The organism is Euryarchaeota archaeon, assembly GCA_016207515.1.
In the GTDB taxonomy this organism is placed as follows: domain Archaea; phylum Thermoplasmatota; class SW-10-69-26; order JACQPN01; family JACQPN01; genus JACQPN01.
Genome location: JACQPN010000025.1, coordinates 159,464 through 179,353, shown reverse-complemented (window position 1 = coordinate 179,353; position 19,890 = coordinate 159,464). Strand labels below are relative to the sequence as shown.

Sequence of the window (19,890 nt, the reverse complement as noted above, 5' to 3'; positions counted from 1 at the left end):
GCTTGTTCAGACACGGCTACTTGTTTCACTTTTTTTCCTCGCAAAAGCGCGGGCCGATGCGCCCATTTCCCTGATTGAAGTGATTACGTTTGCATCCAAGCTAGCGTGGGTCCAGACACCTACCTCGCGACGCGCCGCCCGGACGAGCAGCGCCTTTTGAAAGACGACGGCGAGGCTGGTGGCGACGGCGACGCCCAGTGTCCCGAAATACGTCACGCCAGCGACGGATCCGACCACGCCCAGAATGGCGGTGGCCGCCATGATAAACATCACAGACCGTTGGCGGCCTGTCATCAAGAGGGCCATTCCGGCGGATCCTCCGCACGCGTTCAATGCGTCTCCTGCCGCGAGCACCACGAGTATCAAGGCGGCTTGGGCGTAAAAGTCGCCGTAAATGAGCGAAAGGATCGGACCGCCAGCCACGGCAAAGAGGCAAAGGGCGGCCATCGCGGGAACGGCGCCAAGCGTCGCAGCCGTCCGGAGAATACGCGCCACTCCGGCCGTGTTTCCCCGCGCGTGCTGACTCGCAATCATCGGCGGGACGACCGCGTCCATGATAAGAAACGGGATTACCGCAACGCCCGCAAGCCTTTGCGCCGCCGCGTAGACGCCCACGTCGGTGGCGCCCCGATACGCGCCGACGATTACGACGTCCGCATAATTCAACACGAAGAGGGTGCCGTTCGCAACGAGGATCGGCATGGAAAGGGAAAGGAGTCGCGCGGTCGGGACACCGTTTCCGAGCGGCACGTTTCGAAGACGCAAGGCGAGAAGGCCGCCGCCCAATAGAAGGCTTCCCACCGCGGCTCCCGCCCCGACGAAGACTGCCGCTTCAAGCGAAGCGCGCCCGTCTAACACAAAAACTGCGGCTAGTACGACGGCGTTCAACAGTGAGGCGAGTGAGGGCCCGAGAAGCGATGCCATGCGGATGTCCGAAAGCCCGCGGAAACTCTCGGCAACGAGGACCACGAGGGCTTGAGCGATCATCCAGGCGGCAGCAAACCCCAAAACGCCTACAAGCGGGCCCGAATGAAACACGTCCTCGGCGAGCCGGGCGCCGGGGCCCACGAGAAGGACGGCCGCAAGAAGCGCTCCGATGCCGGCAGAGGCAAGAAGCGCCGCGAGCACGGTCGAGGGCACCCCTTTTCGCGACTCCTGGGAATCGTCGATGGCAACGACCCGGATTAGCGTCGGTCCAAGGCCGAACTGCGCGAGCATCCCGCCCGCCGAAACGATGGTCACAGCGAGGAAATAGGTCCCAAACTCTGCCGGCGAGAGCAACCGGGCGAGGATCACGTTTGCGACCAAGGCGGTGACCGCGAGAACTGCGCGGCCAAGAAGCGCCCACGCGCCGCCCGAGAGAAGCCGGGCGCCTATCTGCCTCGCCTCGGCGTGGGAATCCTGGCCTTGCGTGGCCGCCGTCGCACTCATGCTTTCCATTTTCCGGTCCCTGTTTGAGAATCTGAGGGGATGCCACGCGGTGGGAACCTGCGTGACACCCCTGATCATTCTGAGTGGGTTGAAAACGTCTCGTCCCAGCCCCCGCTAGCCGCGCCCACCCTCTTATCAAAGTGGAGTCACTCAATTCAGCATGAGCGCAGGAGGTTCTCGAGCCAGGGCTTGCCAAGTCCGGTGCAGGCTGCGAACGCGTCGATGAGGAGGCGTTCCTGCACCGGTTTTGACAGGGTGAAAGTGTCGTTCGCGCCCCCGGACTGGAGTCTCTTGATTATGAGGCGCATCTGGGTCTGCGTCACGGTCCGGCCCATCTCACGGGCCCGCTCGGCAAGGGCACTCGCCAAGTTGACGAGGCCACCGAGGGGAAGGGCCCTGTACGAACCGACGTACTTGACGAAGCCGCAATGGGCGCAGAAGGGGTGCGGCGCGAGGTGGTTGTCGTCGACCGTCGGCAGCCACGGCCATGACCTGGGTTCCGCCGTTTCATGCCTTGGGATCGAGCTCAAGGCGGCGACCCCTCGGTGAGCCCCGACGGTCTCGGCGTCGCGCTGCTCTACCCGTTTGATGATCTCGACCGCGATTTGCGATTCGACGGCATCTCCGATGTCGGGCGGCCCTTCTGGCGTGGGCGGTTCCCTGGCCTTCATCATGACCGATGTCAAGCCACCCATCGGGCTCAGCGGTTCCGAAGCGTGGGGCGAATCATGTCGCCTGGCGATCCCCAGCCCGTGTGCAGCGGCGCATCAACGGGGTCGGCACAGTTGCCACTAAATACTATTATTGTTCCCACCGACGCGACAATCCGCGACCTTCTATAAATGCGTTTGTGCGCGTCGGGCGGGCGCACCAGTGGTTCCCTCATCTGGGCGGAAGGTCAACGAGGTAGATTCCGTAATGGATTTCGGTCAGGTTGCGATTCGAGGCAACGTCACACCCGGCGGGGTGAAACACGACCGTGATTCCATGCTGATTGAGGAAAGCCTGGTCACGACAAGCGTCGTAAAGGAAACGGCGCATCGGAATCACAAGATCTGTGCCGAACGGCGGCCAAATGCCGACGGAGGTCCGGATGCCCGTGATGCTCCAGAACGCGTTTGATTCGGTGACGCCCACGGCGGCGCTCGAATACGCGTGGTCGGCGTCCCGGAAACCTGCAATGTTGTCGCGCAACCACACCATGTTCTCGAAATGCTCCGGCTCCACCAACCGGTAGTATTCCTCACTCAAGTGCGCGGGCATCGCGCCGGACAACACGAAGCCGACCACCAAGAATCCCGAAACGCAAAGCGTCAACCCGCGTGCCCCTCGGCGGATCCGGCCGGCGGCCAAGGCGGAATCGAGGACCCGTTCGCCAACGCCGAGGAGGAACACGAGGCCCAATCCGGCGATCAAGATCAGTGGGACAAACTGCAACGTCATAGCGCGGTCGTACAGCCGATCGAACGGCAATCCAAAATCCGTGAAACCGACTACAATCGAATAATATCCTGCGCCGGCAAGGAGCATCGCCTTCTCAAAGGCAGACCTCTTGGATCCGACGGCCACCGCGGCGCCGGCGACCACAAGCACCAGCGCCGACGCGCCGAGACCGCGGGCCAAATACAGGGCGGTCGGAGAATACGGATCCCCCGCAAGCGTCGCCTCTCGAGAACCCGCGACAAAACTCTGAATCCCTTGGAGGGCAGCACCCGTCGATGGAAACAGGGCGAAGCCCACTACGGCGGCCGCTATTAGGCTTGCGAGGAGGGTCAGCCCTTTGCGCCTCGAATCCTTGCTGACGATGAACAGGAAAGCGCAGGCCACCATGATCGAGGCCCCCGCCACCGACGAATGCGGGTGCGAAAGCAGGATGACGAGAAGCGTCAATGGAACAAATGCAAATTGGAACCATTTAGTCGCATATCTTGCGATGACGAGAAGACCCATCAAAAGGAAAAGACCGAATGCGAGTGGCACGTAGATGCCGGGACCGAGGAAGCGCGTGCTCGTCGGGATGAATGCGACGAGAAGAGCCGCGGCCAAGCCGTAATCCAGCGGACCGCCGCGTCCAATCGCGAATGCGGAACTCGCGCGCACCAACGCAAATGCCGTGGGCATCAGAAGGAAGATCGGCAGGAACCCCGCGTCCTCGCCGCCAAAGCCAAGCGACGCGAAAAGTGCCGTGAACATGTGGAAGCCCCCTTCGTAATGGGAGACTTGAGCGGAGCCGGCTCCCGACGTTTGACCAAGAACGCAGATCTTCGTCTCGTCGAGAAGGCAACCGGCCTGCGACCAGTGGATCCATTCATCGGAATGGATCGGCAGCGGGTAGGACGCATGCGGCGCGTAAGTGACCACGGTCACGACGGCGGCGACCCCGGCGACCGCGACGAGGGCGGGGACCCTGGCCACGACCTGGTTCCACCGGGGGATCAACGTCCGGTAAGAGACCCGCTCGCGCGCCAACCCCCAAGCGGTCACAAGGAGCGGCGGCACCGTGACAACTAGAAAAGACAGGCCCGCCCCATCGAAATCGGGCCTCAGTTCGATGGCCCTATTAAGTACCAAAGCGACAAACACCCACGCGACCACGTGGCAGGTGATTCCCGCCGGCCCCCGGACGCTCCATGTGGATTTCCGGAAAAGGAGTCGGCCGAGGACCATGCCTGGGAGACCAATGAGCGCGACGAATGCCGCGCTGAACCAGAGAATTGAGCCCGCGTCGAGCGGCACAGCGGGCAACGCCGCCCATGGGGGATAATTGTTTCCCACCCTGGCCTTCATCTAAATGCCACGGTGCCCGAGGTCTCGTTTGCTCGTAACTCTCGAAATCGTGCTCAGGCTCGCGGAACACGCCAACAGTTTAGACTAGTGGGGTTTCTGCACCGCGGTTGAAGGAGTAAACCTGGAAATATTCGTGGATTCACCACAACCGACACGGTTATCTACCACCACTTGTTTCCGGGTTCCGACGCAAGATAGCACTCGTGCTAATCTTGGCGCCGTCTCCTGAAAAGAGAGATGGGAAACGCATACATGGAGGAAGAAAAATGAGCAATGTTCCGAGGAAGATTCAGACTGCAATTTTGGTAGCGCTTCTCACCACATCGGTGCTGACGGTCCTACCGGTAGACTTCATCGCCGGCTCTGCGGACGCCAGTCACGGTGTCGGCGGCACGGGATGCACAACGCAAAGCGGCTCGACCGCCTACGGTAGCTACTGTCTGGCGACGATCACCGATGTGTTTGACGTCTACGACAGCGCCAGCGCGACCCGCGCTCGAAGCGCGGAATACAACGCGAATGTGGCCCTTCGAATTGCCAATGGGTCTGCCGTGGGCGGATACGGCTCAGGAACGGGTGGCGACGTATATTTATACTCACCTAGTCAGGTCGCGGCAGGCCAGGTTGGCGATATCAACTCCACGAAGTACACTGACTCCAAGACCATGGACGGGAATGGTAACGGAACGTTCCCCTCGCGTGCTTTCAGTGAGGTCGGCACCTGGATTGTCCTTGACTACAACCAGAAACACGCGGCGGCCTTCGTGGTGAACGCCGCGAGAACCCTGGTGGTGAGCGTTCTACCTACGTCCCTTACGTATGCCCAGTTGGGGGATTCGACCCTAACTATCACTGTCGCGGATGCCGCCGGCACATCGCTCAGTGAGTACAACGGAGTGAACGTAACGATATCTTACGTTGATGGGACCGGAGCCACGGTCACGACGACAGTTTCCACGAATGACGCCGGCAAGAGCTCCTGGGTGAAAGCTTCCTCCTTCATCGCCGCCGGCGCCCAGAACCTGAACGTGACGGCCACCCAGAACACGACCGGGACATCGGCCGCGGAACGGACGGACTGGAAGCTCATTCCAGTTAACGCCGACGTTCTCTCCATCACGGATCTCACGTCAGGTAGCACGGCAAAGAGCGGCTTCTCCTCCAACAAGACATATAACATTACGTACCCCGGCGGATCCCAGGGCATTAACTGGAGCAAGCCAACGAACATCACGTTGACGGACGGAACAAATACGTACCGCACCCAAAACGTGACTTCGTCAAGCTTCCCGATAACCATCACAAATGGAACGGGCACATCAGTCTCTTCGGGCAGCAACGTTACCTTCGGCCTCCAGACATTCGGTGTTGTGACGAACCTCAACATCACGAGCAACTGGAACCGTACCGGTACCTGGACGCTAACTGTCCAACAGAACTTCACCGGCGGAACCACCGATGTGAACAACGGCTTCGAGTACACGAAGGCCGTCACCTTCACGGTGGAATCACCGGCTGCAGTGAATGTTAATGTCATCAGCCCCGCCAATGCAACGGCGGCGGTCGGCGCCCCGGGCACGAGCGCCAACCCGCAGTCCACGGTGGCGATCGGCCTCCAGGTCCTCGGCTCGACCGAGACCACCTTCGGTGGCTACACGCGGCTCACGACGGACAATTCCGGCACGAGCCCGCGCGCGATCACTGACGTGTTCACGGTGACGGGAGACGTTCTCTTCCCGTTCAACGCGACACAGGTCGCTCCGAGCCCGACTGACAACAACGCGACCGGCAACTGGACTTTGACCATCGCGCCCACGCGCGGAAGCGGCACCATCACGATCGGTGTCAAGTGGGGCAACAACGCGACTGTCACGAAGACCATCAGCATCGCGACGGGCGGCGTCATCACGGCGTCGGTGAGCGAGATCAAGTCGGACACGCCGACGGACATCACGTTCACGTTGACCGACTCGACGGGCACCCTGCTCCAAGGGTTCGGTAACGTCTCGCTCCTTAGGCGTGACACGGGCGCACTCGTGAACGGCACGACCGGGAACGGAACTGCTGGAAACGGTCTGAACGGCCAATACCTCATTCGCGGAATCAACAGCACGCTGGCGAACGACCACCTCATCGCCGTAGGACAGTTCACGTCTGGAACGCAGACCTACTACTCCTACGCGAAGATCCTGGTCTCGCCGGGCCGCGACATGAGCGTTGCCATCAGCCCGTCCGCATCGGTTGCGGGCGAGTCGACCGTCTACACGGTCAACACGACGAGGACCATCAGCGGGGTCGCTACTGCGACGGCCGCGGATGTGTACTTCCTCAACGCGACCGCGTACGCGAGCTTGACGAACAACAACACGTTGCCGTCTGCCGCCATTGTCTCGACGCCATCGTCGAGCAACATCGGCAACACGACGACGACCGCGACGCTCGCCTGGGGCACCTACAAGGTCTACACGCGCACGAGCGACGGTAAGCACGACAACCTCGGCAGCGAACCGACCGTGACCGTTGCCAACGCGACGATCTCGTGCTCCCCGAATGTGCTCGACAAGGGCGTAGATAGGAACGCGACGATCACTTGCACAGTGACGAACCCGAACGGCACCCTGCCGAACGGGACGATCGCAGTGGTGACCGGTAACACGACCGAATACTACGCGAGCTGGACGAACACCAGCCAGACCGGTGGATCCTTGAGCCCGACCACCTACACGACGGGCTTCTCGATTACGCCGACGACGGCGAACATCACCCTCCCGGTGGTGAACGGCGTCTTCAGGATGGATAGGATGAACGCAAGCGGTTCCCTCGGGACCATCTACTTCGCGTTCAAGTCCGGTGTGTCCGGTAGCTCCTACCACAACGTGACGGGTAACCTCCCGGTCAAAGCACCGACGGTGACGATCACGCCGACGAACATCTTCGTCGGTGAATCGAACATCATAACGGTGACCGTGACGAGGTCGGTCGCGGGAACGCCTATCGAGGGCGCGAACGTGACCCTCACGGGCGGGTTCGGTTCCGCGATCACGGACGCGGCTGGCCAGGCGACATTCACGGTGCTACCCACGGGTAGCACGAGGATCGACGTTCTGGTGAACGGCGACTCCGCCGGTTCGTTCACGCCCGTAGGTGGCTTGACGCTGTCCTTCGACAAAGCGACTTACAGCCCGGGCGACACGGTCAAGGTGACCGTCATCCAGAGGGGAACCACCGCTGGATTCGTGTCGGGCGCGACCGTGACGGTCGATGGCGTCGTAGCCGGAACAACCGGAAACGACGGCACGCTGACCTTCACGGCACTCGCGGCTGGGAACTACACGGTGAACGCGTCGAAGGCGACCTTCGTGGGCGCCTCGAAGACGCTCACGGTCGTGACCCCGGTCGGGCCCGCCGCCTTCACGGTGACGACACTCGAAGTGCCGGCCACCGCGAACCTCGGTGACACGGTCCTCGTATCGGCGATCGTGACCAACACTGGTGGCCAAGCCGGAACCTTCACGTGCGACCTCAAAGTCGACGGGACGACCGTCGACAGCAAGGACGTGACGGTGAACGCCGGTAGCTCCAAGCAGTGCACCTTCCAGTTCATCACGACCAAGGAAGGCGCACTCGTGGTGACCATCAGCACGGCGTCGGCGAAGACCATGACGGTCTCGAAGCCCACGGCGACCTTCACCTACAGCGGCTTGACGCTCTCGAAGACGGAAGTCGACGCGGGCGCCATTGTGGCAGTATCGGCCAAGGTCAAGAACACCGGCACGGCGAGCGGCACCTCAAGTGTCGCGCTCAAGGTGAACGGTGTCACCAAGCAGACCCAGTCGGTGACGCTCGGCGCAGGCGAAGAGACCACGGTCGGCTTCGACCTGCAGATCGCCGAGAAAGGAACCTACTCCGTGACCGTCGGCGACCAAGCGGCCACGACGCTCAAGGTGAATGAGGTCAAGAAACCCTCGACGCCTGGCTTCGAAGCGCTCGCCGCGATCGCAGCCATTGGGGCCGCGATGCTCGTCATCAGGCGCCGCAGGAACTAAAGCTAAAAACGCTCGGGAGTCGGGCGCGAGCAAGGGTTCGCGCCCCTCTTCCTCCATTTTTTCTTATACTTTGATGGGTTAGCGGAGCAAGTGCGAGGAGATCCTGACGTCGACCAATGACCCCGTGACCGTCGAGGCCCGCTCGCAAGGCGCCTTCGACTCACATTGGAAGGACGTGGAGAGGGCAGGCGCCGGCGATTGGACGCCGGATGCGGCGGACGGTGTCAGGAGGTTCTTCAAGGAGCACCTGCAGCCCGGAATGAGCGTCCTTGAGATCGGTTGCGGTAGCGGCACCGGCCTTGCGGACCTAGTCAAGGAACGTCGCGTCCGGGGCTTCGGTATCGATATCTCGGCCGCGGCATCACGGTTATCGGTGAGATCGGCCGGGGCGAAAGGCGTAGACGCCACGATCGCGACGATGTCCGCCCTTCAACTCGGATACAAGGACGGCACCTTTGACGCACTTTATTCGGTCGGTGTCTTGGAGCATTTTCGCGACCCGGCGCCATTCCTCGCGGAGACAGGGCGCGTCATCAAGGTCGGAGGCCTCATGATGGTCGACGTCCCGCAGCGGTGGAACCTCTACACATTGTACAAGAAAGGGCTGATGGCGTTGAACAGGTGGCCGCCGGGATGGGAGACGGAATTCTCCGGACCCGAACTTCGCGGTCTATTATCGGGCGCAGGATTTACCCATCTGGCGACCATGTACCACGGCCCGTTCCTCTATCCCCATCTTCGCCACCTCATCAGGAAGAGAGCGAGGCCGCTAATAAGCGCGTACGACGCCATCGGGAAGGCGGTATCTAGTCCTCGAAACCAGTTCGTGACGGTCGTAGGAAGGAAGCGAACCGGCTAGCCGACTCACTTTTTCCGCGCAGCGTCCAGCTTGGATTGCTCGCGCTCGGCTTGTTGGATCACGCGGATCTTTTCGGCAATCTGTTGTATGATTGCGCTCTTCGCGCCCACGGCCTTCACGAGGACCCGACCGGCCTGCCTTTCCCAGGTCGCGGGGTGGCCAGTCCCTTTCTCTATCGTGGGCGACAAGTGCATCTCGAGGGCGGCCTTAGCGATCAAGTCGGCGGTCGGGTTGTCGAGGGCGGCGGCCACGGCGACGCGCCTTACAGGCCGCTTCGCTCGTCTATCAAAGTATTCCGGGTACAACACGTAGACGCCGTCGTCTTTGGACACCATCTTGACCCCGGGAGGCCCGCTGTCCCAGATAAACCCTATTTCCCGAGAAGGACGGCGCTAATGACACCGCGCTGGCCCGGCCGGCTGGTCACTCGCGCCTTGCCAAGGCCTGTCACGATGATGGCGCCCTTCGTGAGGATGTTTCGCCTCACGTAGTTCGGGTTCGCCGCGTTCTCGGCCACCGTCTTTATCTCGCTTTTCTTGGTGGTCCCGGTCTTGGGATCCGTCACGTAAGCGACGTTCCCTTGGAGAAGGCGGGTCTTCGTCGAAGCCGCGCGCACGCGCACGGTCTTGCGCTTGGTCTCGCCGAGGCCAGTCGGGTGGGGCTCGCGCCCGATCTCGAAGCGGCGCTTCTTGTGGCTTCGTATCCTTCGTCCGCCGCTGTTCATCCGGACCGATTCGGCCTGCCAGATTGCCATGTGAGAGTCTCCTTATCTTTAGAAGGGAAGGTGCCATCAGAGTCTTTGTATTTAACGTTGATTAGGTGGCATGAGGCGATTTCGCGCGATTCCATGCTGAGACGCTGGAGGAAAAGCCATCATTCGCGAAATCCGATCGTCGCGCGGTAAGGCGGACCCCTAATTCGGGGGGCGTCGCGGTCGGCAATGGACCGTAGAAACTCCGATGGATTCGCCAATTCTTGTCGGTCCGCCAGCGAATCCGTCGCGGGTCGTCCCCGAGCCCGAAATCAACGCCGGTCCATGGATTCCCGTCCCTCATACAATCTCACGAAGTTTCCGGCGTAGGCGCCTTCTGGAGCGCGAATTTCGCAGCCTCATCTGTACAGCGCCAAAATAAGCTATAAATACGGGCAGTCACACACTATCGTCCGATGTCGAGGCAGGAGATTCGGGAGGCAGACACCGAGATCATTACAGTCGAGGACCTTTCCCAGGCCGTCCAGGACCGTATCGGCCTGGTACCTGAGGAAGCCGATCGCGACGCCGAGTTCGTGATGGACATATTCGGTTTCAACGACCGCATCATCGACAACGTGCTTGAACCCGAAGACCGTCAACTTTTCTACATACTCGAAGAGGAAGGCCTTTTGACGACCGAACGTGAGGAGACGACCCTCTACGACGGCCGCGAGTGGCGCACGCACTACTGGCTCTTTAGGAAGGACAAGATCCTCGGCGCGGCGGAGGAGCTCCGCAAGAAGATGCGCGACAAAGACACGGAATTCCAGATATACTCGGAACTTCCCGAGGACGTCTGGGCTGCGCGCATCCGCATGTGAGCGTCTGCGCTTTGCCTCGGCCGCTGAGGCGGCCTGCGGCTGCCCGGATTCGGATGTAGGCATCCTCATCCGCTAGCCTCGCCGCCTGCGCGCGGCTTCGGCCGCTCGGATCCGCATGTAAGGATTCGAAACGCAGACTTCGGACGTTTTGACGGCGAGGTCGTCTCGCCGCCTGTTCCTGTTTTCTTAGCGTCAGCCCTTCGACTTGTTGGGCCGTCCATCATCGAACGCGGCATGGCCCGTTGCGTCGATGGCTTTCCGACGCTTCCACGGCCCGTCGCTTCCTATAGGCGAAGCCTCCACTGGCCGTCGCTACTTTCGGCCCACTCTTCAAACCCCTTTTATGAGCCGCCACCTTCTCCGGCGTGTGCGTCTTTTCCCCTACGTGCCCCGGCCCGGGCAAGAAGAGATGATGACGCTCTTCCAACGAGCGGTCGAAAGCGAAGCCCACGTGGTCGTCGAGGCGGGCACCGGCATGGGAAAGACCGTCTGTGCGCTCACGGGCGTTTTCGAAGCGGCGCTTCCGAAGGCGAAGCGCATCCTCTACCTCACGCGGACGAACAGCCAAGCCGTACAGGTAATACGAGAATTCCGGGCGATCCGCGAGCGGGCAGGGCTCCCGATCCACGCAGTCGCACTGCAAGGACGCCGCAACCTCTGCCTTCTCGCCGACGAGGAGCGTGAGTTCGATGGCGCCGATGCGGAAGAGCTTGCGAAGATGTGCCGCGACCGGAAACGTGGCGTCGAGGAAGCACACCGCGTGGGCGACGTCACGTGGAACGCGGGGCCGGGAAGCGCAAGGCAGTCCCCGGGCAGTCGGGATCAGTGGAGGACGGCGCGATCGACAGGTGGCAACGATGCGAGGCGCCCCTTCCGAAGCGCTGGGTCTCGGCTGGGCGATTCGTCCAGTTCCGCCGCCCGCCTCACATGCCGCTTTTATGGCAACATGTGGGGCCGGTCATTGGACGGCCTTGAAGATTGGGCGCGCTCCGCGAATCCGACGGGCGAGGAGGTCGTTGCGGCGGCGCGTCGCGAAGGCGTCTGCCCCTACGAGTTCACGAAACTTCTTCTAAAGGACGCTAGCCTAGTCGTAGCGCCCTATGCCTACTTTTTCCACCCGGAGCTGCGACGCTCACTTCTCTCATGGACCGGCGGACAGATCACCGATTTCGTCGTGGTCGTCGACGAAGCCCACAACCTTCCTGATTACGCCCGCGACATCCTGACTTACAGGCTTTCACGCGGTTCGATCGATCACGCCATGTCCGAGACGCGTTCATTCGGAGACCTGGAGGTGCTGGAAGGTGTTCCTTTGACAAGGCTCCTTGCGGAACTGCGCTCCGCCATCGAGGAACTCGCCGACGGGTCGCTCGTCGAGGAGGATGCCCCAGTCGCTGACGGCGATTTCGAGGCGATGCTCCTGAGCCGACTGCGCACCACGACGGTGCGGCTACGGGAGGCCATCAAGCGGATGTTGGACTTCGGCGAGAGCATCCGGGAGAGAAAAAGGAAGCAGGGCAAGCTCCCGCGTAGCTACATCCACTCCGCTGGGAGCTTCCTTGAGAGTTGGCTATCGCTCGCCGATGAAGCGCACGTCAAACTCATCACCCGTTCGTCGGGCGGTCCGGAGCTTACCGCGGCGTGCCTGGACCCGAGCCTCGTCACGCGTTCGCTCCTGGAGGCGCACGCGAGCATCCACATGTCGGGGACATTGCGCCCTCTGGAAGAGTACCGGGACTCCATTGGGCTCCCGCCGAACACGCCCCTGCTTTCCATTCCGTCCCCTTTCCCGGCCGTTAACCGTTTGGCGATATTCGCAAGAGACGTCTCCACAAAGCACGAGGAGGTCGCTCGGGACCCCCAGGCCGCTTCGAAACTCGCGAACCGCATCAACGGCGCATTGCGGGCCGCGGGCCGAAGTTGTGCCGTCTTCTTCCCGAGCTACGACCTGCTCGAGCGCGTCGCCCCCAGTCTCGACCTCACGGTGAGTCTCGCCGAACGCAGGGCGATGACCCAAGGGGAGCTCATGGGGCTTGTGACGGAGTTCCGGTCGAAACGCGGCAGGGCGCTTCTCGGCGTCATCGGCGGGCGCCTCTCCGAAGGGATGGACTTTCCCGCCGACGAACTGGAAATGGTCGTCGTCGTGGGCCTTCCGTATCCAAAGCCGAGTTTTCGCCTAAAGGCATTGGAGAACTATTACGATGCAAAGTTCGGCAGAGGCTTCGAGTACGCTGTGGAAGCACCGATGAAGCGGCGGCTGCTGCAGGCTGCGGGGCGGCTCATAAGGAGCGAAACGGATCGTGGCGTCCTGCTCATACTCGATCGGCGCGCCGAGAGGCTTGCAGGCGATATCCAGGGACTCCACGCGTCGCTCGACCCAGACGCGGAGGTACGGGGCTTTTTCGAGTCAAGGCACGCCAATCGCTCCGCCTGACGCCGTGTTGGATGGGTTTCGAGGGATCCCGGCGTCGCGGCGGGCTTCCCGGCCCTTCCTAAGGAACGGCTTTATACCCTCGACCGCTTTCAAGGCGGGATTATCATGGCTATGCCCCTCGATGTCCTCGAGAAACACATGAACAAACGTCTGTCCCTCATGCTCAAGGACGGCCGGACTTTGGAGGGGAAATTGGTCGGGTACGACCAATACATGAACCTCGTCTTGGAAGAGACAGAGGAGCGGGCCAACGAGAATAATCGCCGCCTCGGCACCGTGGTGCTTCGCGGCAACAACGTGGTCACGATCAATCCGCAATAGTTTAATAAGAATTCATCGAATATTGGTCGCGCGATAAGTGGGCATGGAAGGCGGCGGGCTTGAAATGTAAGCGCCGTTGTTCACAAGTTCGGGAAATTCTACATTTATATATCCCGCTTGAATAATTTCGTAAGTTATTTATAGTTAGCAAGGGTAATAACACATGGAAGGGCCCGGCTGGTAGTTGTTAAGTGCATCCCATCCCCTCCTAGTGAGGCCAGCACCCCTTCCAACTTTTCTCCCCGAGCTTTCGCCCTATTACGTCGAATTGTTTTCGCGACGACGCCCGATGCACGTTCGCACGCATTCCCCGCCAGCTTCGGCAAGTCACTACGCCGTCGTCACGATCGCGCCATCGCCTGACACGATGATCGTATGCTCCGCTTGGCTCACCATGCCGTCGGCCTCCTCCCGCAAGACCGGGTAAGACAACACGGCGCGGGACCGGACGAGCGTCATGAGGTTGAATTCGAACCGATCGTCGCCGGGCCGTTTCATCCAGCGTGAGGCGAAAGGAAGCTTGGGCCGCGCCTTCTCAATGTCGGAGAGGAGGGCCTTGGCGCCGGGCACTCGTTGCGGCCGGGCATCGAGGAAGAGGCAGATGTTCCCGTCGTTCGACTCCTTGATTCGACCCACGCCATCCGTTGCGAACGGTTCGATCGCGATGACCATGCCCTCCTCTAAGACGCCCGCGCCCCGGCCGACGTTCGGGATGGAGACGCCCGCGTGGAGCAGGTAGGGCTCGATGGAATGGCCTGTAAGGTTCACGATGGGCTTGAAGCCGAATCCTCGGATGGTGGCCTCGATGCTGCCGCCGATCTCAGCGATCTTACGGCCTGGCTTGACCAACGCGATCGCGTTCTTCAGCGCCTCCTGGCTTGCCGAAATGAGTTTGGCGTGGTGGTCCGTTCCCACCTCGACGGTCACTGCCGTGTCGCCGATGTAGCCGTCCACATGGGCTCCAAGGTCCAACTTCACGACGTCCCCCTTCTTGAGGACGGTCTCGTCGCCGGGCTTTGGCGTGTAATGGGCCGCGTCGCGGTTCAAAGTCAGGCAGCATGGGAACGCCGGTTCCGCGCCCTCCTTTCGCATGAGGTTCTCGAGCTCTTCCGCGATCTCGATAAGTTTCGCGCCTTCCTTGAGAAGTTTGGCGCCGTGCCGCCGCGCGTTGGCGGAGATCGCCCCTGCCTTCTTGATCTTCTCGACCTCCTCAGCCGTGAGCGTCATTTTTCTTGGCCTCCTTTTCCAAGTTGGCGTTTGATGAGGTCGCCGAGCGTGATGTTCGGGTTCCCGCTGCCTTTGCCAGTAGGCAAGTTCGCCTCGACCTTCTCGAAGAGGGTTATCCCCAACGATTTCTCGAGCTTGCGGGCCAGGTCGTCGCTCGGCGGCTGTAACCCATGCTCCACCTTTGCGAGCACGCCCTTCTTCTCAAGGATCCTCAACGCCAGATCCTCCACCGACCAGCCCTTCGCCATGCGGGCCGTGCGTATCCGCTCACCGTAATCGGGCGCGAGCTCCATGACCATCTCCTTGTAGACGTCGCGGCTCGTCCCCCGCTGGGCGCGCTTGCGCAGAGCTTCTACGACCGCGCTTCTTCTGGTCACTTCCATCGCGGGCCCCACGTGCTCCACACCGAAGCGGGCGCAATCACCGCAGACGTTGAGGATGGTCCCCTCGATGGTGGCTTTTCTTACGTTTGGGACCGTTTTCCCACAGATCTCGCACTCCAGCATTCCACGCTCGCCCCACAATCTGGAGCGGGCCTTTAAAGGTCACGCGTGCGGCGGCCGAAAGGAGGCCGCCCGACGTCGCGCTTCGGAGCCCCCTTTTGGGGCGGGCCACGGGGCATGTCGGTGTCGATTCCGATGGTCCCCACGCCCGACCATCCGATGTAACACAATCAATATATACGGCCTAAGAGGACTTATGAGCCGGTCGGCTTTAGGCGGTATTTAGTCCATGGCAGAGGAGCGTGACGTGGGGGACGAGGCGGAGGGAAAGGAACAGGTCGAGTCGGACGACCCACTGAAATCCCTCGAGGATCGTAACGCGCAACTCCGGGAGCAGAAACGCCGTCTCGAAAGCCAATACCGTCTCGCAGAGATGGACCGCCAAAGGCTTCTTCGCGAGGTAAAAGCACTCCGCGCGGAGATCGAGAAACTCAAGACACCGCCGCTACTCGTCGGTTACGTCAAAGACACGCTCGAGAATGGACGCATCGTCTTGAAAAGCTCCACCGGACCCCACTTCGTGGTCCAAGCGGCGGAATTCATCGACCGCAAATCGCTTGTCCCGGGAACTCGCGTCGCTCTCAATCAACAATCACTCTCTGTGGTTGGTGTGCTCCCGCCATCGATGGATCCACTAGTCTACGGCGCGGAGGTCATCGACGCGCCGACGACCACCTACGACGAGATAGGTGGGATGACGACCCAGGTGCGAGAGATCCGCGAGACCGTCGAGCTTCCGATGAAACGCCCGGAACTCTTCGAACGCGTCGGGATAGACCCGCCGAAAGGGGTTCTCCTCTATGGCCCGCCCGGGACGGGAAAGACGCTTCTTGCAAAGGCCGTCGCCCACCACACGGAAGCGACGTTCATCAAACTCGCCGGTAGCGAACTCGTGCAGAAGTACATCGGGGAAGGCGCTCGCCTGGTGCGCGAACTCTTCCAGATGGCACGCGAAAAGGGTCCGACCATCCTCTTCATCGACGAACTCGACGCCATCGGGGCGTCGCGCTACGAAGCGTCGACGAGCGGGGATCGCGAAGTGCAAAGGACCCTTATGCAGCTTCTTTCCGAGATGGACGGCTTCAACGCCCGCGGCGACGTGAAGATCATCGCGGCGACGAACCGCCCGGACATGCTCGACCAGGCGCTTCTACGCCCAGGCCGCTTCGACCGAATGATCGAGGTGAAACTCCCCGACGAGACCGGTCGGTTGGAGATATTCAAGATCCACACGCGAAGGATGAGTGTCGCCGAAGGCGTCGACCTCGCTGGCCTCGCAAGCGAATGCCCGGTCACGGCAAGCGGCGCCGACATCAAGGCGGTCTGCACCGAGGCCGGCATGTTCGCCATACGCGAAGAGCGCGAGACGATCAGCATGAACGACTTCGAGCGCGCCATCGAAAAGATCCTCGGGCACAGGATGCGCGAGACCGACAAAGTGGTCAAGGACGCGGCGTTCGCCTAGGGAAGAATCGCTGCTCTGGGCCGGTTCCCGCCCGGCCGCCGACAGGTCAATCCTGCCCCATTCCCAATATTCTTAAGTAGGGTTCCGGCCTAGCAAAGGGCGTCGATGTCCCAGCGCATACTTCTTGTTATCCTCATTTTGATGCCATTCGCGGCCGTCGCGCTACCGGGCGTTCACGCACAGTCGATGACAAGTTGCAACGTGCGGCTAGGTGACCTCGGCGCAGGGCTCGTGCCAAATCGGGTGCAGGCGATGAAGGTGGCCGTCGACTACATCTTCAGCCCGGGATCAGCTCCTGGCGTCGACCAAGGCCGGCAGGCGCCGGCTCGAAGCATCGCGCGCCTTGAGGTCGTCTCCCAGCCCGAGTGGCTAAATTACACAATCCACAACGTCACGCTGGCCTTCGATGTCGAGGCACGAAACGTCTTCGGGAACTCAAAGACGAACGAGACGGATATGTTCCTGAATGCAAGTCTTCGTGCGCCGGCGTTGGTTCGAGGCGCGATCACGGTCAGGGCGTCCTTCGAAGCGAACGGGAACATGCCCACGACGCAATGCGAGGCCACCAAGGAAGACGTCATTCCTCTTTTCATCTCCAAACTCGCCTTCCAAGGCCCCCAAGGCCAATCCATCCCGTCTCGCGGCGGTCTGCCCATCATCGTCCCGTTCACGCTCATGAACCTTGGGAACTCGCCCGTCGAAGTCCGGTTCCGGCTCACCACGTCCCCCGAGTTCAGCATCATCACGCTGCCACCCCGACTGACCCTCGAAAGCCTCGCGGACGGCGCGACGAACACGCGCGACCTCCAGGTCGAGATCAGGACACCTTGGTCGACCGACGAAGGCGGGACGGTGGAGATCCAGGCCGAAAGCCTCCACCCTACGCGCCCCGACCTCATCGGGGACAAGCCCAAGTTCAGTTTCCAACTTGCGGGAAAGAACGTCGTGCCTGGGCTTGAGCCGTGGTTTCTCGCGGTCCTCGCGTGCGCGGCACTGGTCGCAAGACGTCGGACGCGTTGAAGCCCTTCGCGTGTTCTGGAACGAGGGCGGCGACGCGGCGAGCCACATGACCGCACGGGGGAGGGAAGCGTGCGTCATGCGACGGCTTGAAAACTGAGCCGTATCGCGTATCACGCGCGGCTTGCGGTCGACGGCGCAAGGGACGTGAAACGCCTTTTCCTCCTTAGCGCGCGTTAAAAAACAAAGACTTTATACGCGGGTCCGCTCCTTGGACGACCGGGATGGGAAAAGCCCCCGGAGGGACGTCTACGACTTCCATTACATCGGCGCCGATCGCCACGGAACTTGCGAAGAAACAGAAGGACATCAGCGTCGCGGAGTTCTTCGAACGCAACAAGCACGTCCTCGGCTTCGATTCGTCGACGCGCTCGCTCATCACGGCCGTCAAGGAAGCGGTCGACAATGCCCTTGACGCCTGTGAGGAAGCCTCCATCCTTCCCGAGGTCAACGTCGCGATATCGAAGGGCGGGACGGATGAGTTGATCCTCACAGTCGAGGACAATGGACCGGGTATCGTCAAGGCGCAGATCCCGAATGTCTTCGGGCGCCTCCTTTACGGGTCGCGCTTCCACCAGATACGGCAATCGCGGGGCCAACAGGGGATAGGGATCTCCGCGGTCGTGATGTATGCGAATCTCACCACGGGTAAACACGCGGTCGTGACGAGCAAGATCGGCCCCGATTACCCCGCGTACAGGCTCGAGATCCGCCTCGACACGCAAAAAAACCGTGCGGAGGTCCTCAAAGAGGACCAGGTCCGTTGGGACAAGCCCCACGGGACGAGTATCGCAGTACACCTCGAGGCCAAGTACCAACGCGGCGCGCAATCCGTCTACGAGTACCTACGCTCGACGGCGATCGTCAACCCGCATGCTAAGATCACTTTCAAGGAACCGGACGGCGAGACCGTGATATTCGAGCGCGCAACGGACCAGCTTCCCGCGCCGACGGCGGAGATCAAGCCGCATCCGGAGGGGATAGAGCTCGGGACACTCCTCAAGATGTTGAAGGCCACGGAGACCAACAAACTCACTTCTTTTCTCACGACGGAATTCAGCCGTGTCGGATACCGCACGGCCCGCGACATCATCGAGGCGGCGAAACTCGAGGAGAACGCGAAACCGAAGTCACTCGAACTCGACGACGCCAAGCGGCTCGTCGACGCTTTCAGGAAAGTCAAGGTGATGGCGCCGCCCACGGATTGCCTCTCGCCCATCGGGGAACTCCTGGTGAAGAAGGGGCTTAAGAAGGAGATCACGGAGGCCGAGTTCTTCGTGACGGCGACGAGGCCGGCGGCCGTCTACTCCGGGAATCCTTTCCAGGTGGAGGCCGGCATCGCCTACGGCGGCAAGCTCAACGGCGAGGAACAGGTCCGCATCTTCCGCTTCGCCAACCGCGTGCCGCTCATGTACAACAAGGGCGGTTGCGCCGTGACGCACGCCGTGGAGGAGATCGATTGGCGTAGGTATGACCTCGACCAGCGTGGCGGGAAGGGCATCCCGTTCGGCCCGGCCGTGATCTTGGTCCACGTCGCGTCCACCAACGTGCCGTTCACGTCGGAAGCGAAGGAGGCGGTCGCCGACATCGAGGTGATGAAGAACGAGGTGCAGTTGGCGCTACGCGAATGCGCCCGCCGCATGAAGAGCCACATCAGCAAACGCAAGAAGTACGATTACCTCAAGGCGAAGATGGAGTTGATACGGAAGATCCTCCCCATGATCGCTGCGAAATCGGCGAAGATCGTCGGCAAGCCCGTCCCGGACATCGAGGGGGTCGTCGCGAAGATCATGAACAACATGATGATCACCGATTCGATACTCCACGACAAGGCGAAGAGGACGACGCGTGTGAAGCTAACGCTCACCAACTACACGCACCACGGGAAGACGTTCTCGCTGATCTCCGTCGTGCCGCACGGGGCGAAACTGGCGGACGTCGAGCCGAAGGCGGCCGAGCTCCGTGACGGCCTGGTCCTCTGGGAAGTGAAGCGGATACCGACGGGCGAATCGCGCGATTTCGCGTTCGAGTTGCAGGAGGTCGATGCCGACGACTTCGACGAGACGGAGCTCTACGTGAAGGGCATCGATGAAGAATTGGTCATAGGGGCCGAAGCATACAAGGAGGTCGAGGCGTGAGCCGAGGCCGACGCGATATGCGAGGCCGGATGGACGAGCAAGGCGAGTCCATCGCGGCCGAGGGTCACAAGGAGACTGATGCCTGAT

General features: G+C 61.4%; 15 protein-coding genes. 8 read left to right on the top strand and 7 right to left on the bottom strand.

The window, feature by feature from the left end; all coding sequences use genetic code 11:
- Nucleotides 1-6: 6 nt before the first annotated feature.
- The 3 genes from HY556_11500 to HY556_11490 all read right to left on the bottom strand — a co-directional run bounded on the left by HY556_11500 (nt 7) and on the right by HY556_11490 (nt 4,218).
- On the bottom strand, nt 7-1,431 hold the full coding sequence (locus tag HY556_11500; protein MBI4394399.1) for an oligosaccharide flippase family protein: 1,425 nt from the start codon (nt 1,429-1,431) through the stop codon (nt 7-9).
- Between the two features lie 155 nt (nt 1,432-1,586).
- Complete coding sequence (locus tag HY556_11495; GenBank protein MBI4394398.1) at nt 1,587-2,105, bottom strand: hypothetical protein; 519 nt, start codon at nt 2,103-2,105, stop codon at nt 1,587-1,589.
- A gap of 208 nt (nt 2,106-2,313) precedes the next feature.
- Nucleotides 2,314-4,218: a hypothetical protein gene (locus HY556_11490; GenBank protein ID MBI4394397.1), complete on the bottom strand. Its 1,905-nt coding sequence runs from the start codon at nt 4,216-4,218 to the stop codon at nt 2,314-2,316.
- A gap of 266 nt (nt 4,219-4,484) precedes the next feature.
- Between HY556_11490 and HY556_11485 the strand changes: the two genes are divergently transcribed.
- Nucleotides 4,485-8,264, top strand: a complete 3,780-nt coding sequence (locus HY556_11485) for a PGF-CTERM sorting domain-containing protein (protein ID MBI4394396.1) — start codon at nt 4,485-4,487, stop codon at nt 8,262-8,264.
- Nucleotides 8,265-8,388: 124 nt separating this feature from the next.
- A complete protein-coding gene (locus HY556_11480) occupies nt 8,389-9,123 on the top strand; it encodes a class I SAM-dependent methyltransferase (protein MBI4394395.1) in 735 nt (244 codons plus the stop codon).
- Nucleotides 9,124-9,128: 5 nt separating this feature from the next.
- On the opposite strand, the gene HY556_11475 is transcribed toward HY556_11480, so the two are convergent.
- A complete protein-coding gene (locus HY556_11475; GenBank protein ID MBI4394394.1) occupies nt 9,129-9,458 on the bottom strand; it encodes a hypothetical protein in 330 nt (109 codons plus the stop codon).
- A 35-nt stretch (nt 9,459-9,493) separates the two neighbouring features.
- Entirely contained in the window at nt 9,494-9,877 is a 384-nt protein-coding gene (locus tag HY556_11470) for a 30S ribosomal protein S8e (protein ID MBI4394393.1), read from the bottom strand.
- A 449-nt stretch (nt 9,878-10,326) separates the two neighbouring features.
- On the opposite strand from HY556_11470, the gene HY556_11465 reads away from it, so the two are divergent.
- The 3 genes from HY556_11465 to HY556_11455 all read left to right on the top strand — a co-directional run bounded on the left by HY556_11465 (nt 10,327) and on the right by HY556_11455 (nt 13,453).
- The gene (locus HY556_11465; protein ID MBI4394392.1) at nt 10,327-10,698 is read left to right on the top strand and encodes a hypothetical protein; all 372 of its coding nucleotides are present in this window, start codon (nt 10,327-10,329) and stop codon (nt 10,696-10,698) included.
- A 367-nt stretch (nt 10,699-11,065) separates the two neighbouring features.
- Entirely contained in the window at nt 11,066-13,132 is a 2,067-nt protein-coding gene (locus HY556_11460) for an ATP-dependent DNA helicase (protein MBI4394391.1), read from the top strand.
- A 105-nt stretch (nt 13,133-13,237) separates the two neighbouring features.
- Entirely contained in the window at nt 13,238-13,453 is a 216-nt protein-coding gene (locus HY556_11455; GenBank protein ID MBI4394390.1) for an RNA-binding protein, read from the top strand.
- 330 nt (nt 13,454-13,783) lie between these two features.
- Here HY556_11455 and HY556_11450 read toward each other — a convergent pair whose 3' ends face one another.
- Both HY556_11450 and HY556_11445 read right to left on the bottom strand, forming a co-directional pair.
- Nucleotides 13,784-14,680, bottom strand: coding sequence for a type II methionyl aminopeptidase (locus HY556_11450; GenBank protein ID MBI4394389.1), 897 nt, complete (start codon nt 14,678-14,680; stop codon nt 13,784-13,786).
- The gene (locus HY556_11445) at nt 14,677-15,186 is read right to left on the bottom strand and encodes a TIGR00270 family protein (GenBank protein ID MBI4394388.1); all 510 of its coding nucleotides are present in this window, start codon (nt 15,184-15,186) and stop codon (nt 14,677-14,679) included. The genes HY556_11450 and HY556_11445 overlap by 4 nt, the downstream gene beginning before the upstream one ends.
- 226 nt (nt 15,187-15,412) lie before the next feature.
- Here HY556_11445 and HY556_11440 point away from each other — a divergent pair, with 226 nt between their 5' ends.
- From HY556_11440 to HY556_11430, 3 genes are all read left to right on the top strand, one after another.
- Nucleotides 15,413-16,648 carry a proteasome-activating nucleotidase gene (locus HY556_11440; GenBank protein MBI4394387.1) on the top strand — a complete coding sequence of 412 codons (1,236 nt, stop codon included), beginning with the start codon at nt 15,413-15,415 and terminating at the stop codon, nt 16,646-16,648.
- 105 nt (nt 16,649-16,753) lie between these two features.
- The gene (locus HY556_11435) at nt 16,754-17,668 is read left to right on the top strand and encodes a hypothetical protein (protein MBI4394386.1); all 915 of its coding nucleotides are present in this window, start codon (nt 16,754-16,756) and stop codon (nt 17,666-17,668) included.
- A gap of 221 nt (nt 17,669-17,889) precedes the next feature.
- A complete protein-coding gene (locus tag HY556_11430; GenBank protein ID MBI4394385.1) occupies nt 17,890-19,803 on the top strand; it encodes a DNA topoisomerase VI subunit B in 1,914 nt (637 codons plus the stop codon).
- Nucleotides 19,804-19,890: the final 87 nt, after the last annotated feature.

Coding starts and splice junctions, on each gene's coding strand:
- HY556_11500 (MBI4394399.1), bottom strand. CDS start 1,431: ATGAGTGCGACGGCGGCCACGCAAGGCCAGGATTCCCACGCCGAGGCG.
- HY556_11495 (MBI4394398.1), bottom strand. CDS start 2,105: ATGATGAAGGCCAGGGAACCGCCCACGCCAGAAGGGCCGCCCGACATC.
- HY556_11490 (MBI4394397.1), bottom strand. CDS start 4,218: ATGAAGGCCAGGGTGGGAAACAATTATCCCCCATGGGCGGCGTTGCCC.
- HY556_11485 (MBI4394396.1), top strand. CDS start 4,485: ATGAGCAATGTTCCGAGGAAGATTCAGACTGCAATTTTGGTAGCGCTT.
- HY556_11475 (MBI4394394.1), bottom strand. CDS start 9,458: ATGGTGTCCAAAGACGACGGCGTCTACGTGTTGTACCCGGAATACTTT.
- HY556_11470 (MBI4394393.1), bottom strand. CDS start 9,877: ATGGCAATCTGGCAGGCCGAATCGGTCCGGATGAACAGCGGCGGACGA.
- HY556_11455 (MBI4394390.1), top strand. CDS start 13,238: ATGGCTATGCCCCTCGATGTCCTCGAGAAACACATGAACAAACGTCTG.
- HY556_11450 (MBI4394389.1), bottom strand. CDS start 14,680: ATGACGCTCACGGCTGAGGAGGTCGAGAAGATCAAGAAGGCAGGGGCG.
- HY556_11445 (MBI4394388.1), bottom strand. CDS start 15,186: ATGCTGGAGTGCGAGATCTGTGGGAAAACGGTCCCAAACGTAAGAAAA.
- HY556_11440 (MBI4394387.1), top strand. CDS start 15,413: ATGGCAGAGGAGCGTGACGTGGGGGACGAGGCGGAGGGAAAGGAACAG.
- HY556_11435 (MBI4394386.1), top strand. CDS start 16,754: ATGTCCCAGCGCATACTTCTTGTTATCCTCATTTTGATGCCATTCGCG.
- HY556_11430 (MBI4394385.1), top strand. CDS start 17,890: ATGGGAAAAGCCCCCGGAGGGACGTCTACGACTTCCATTACATCGGCG.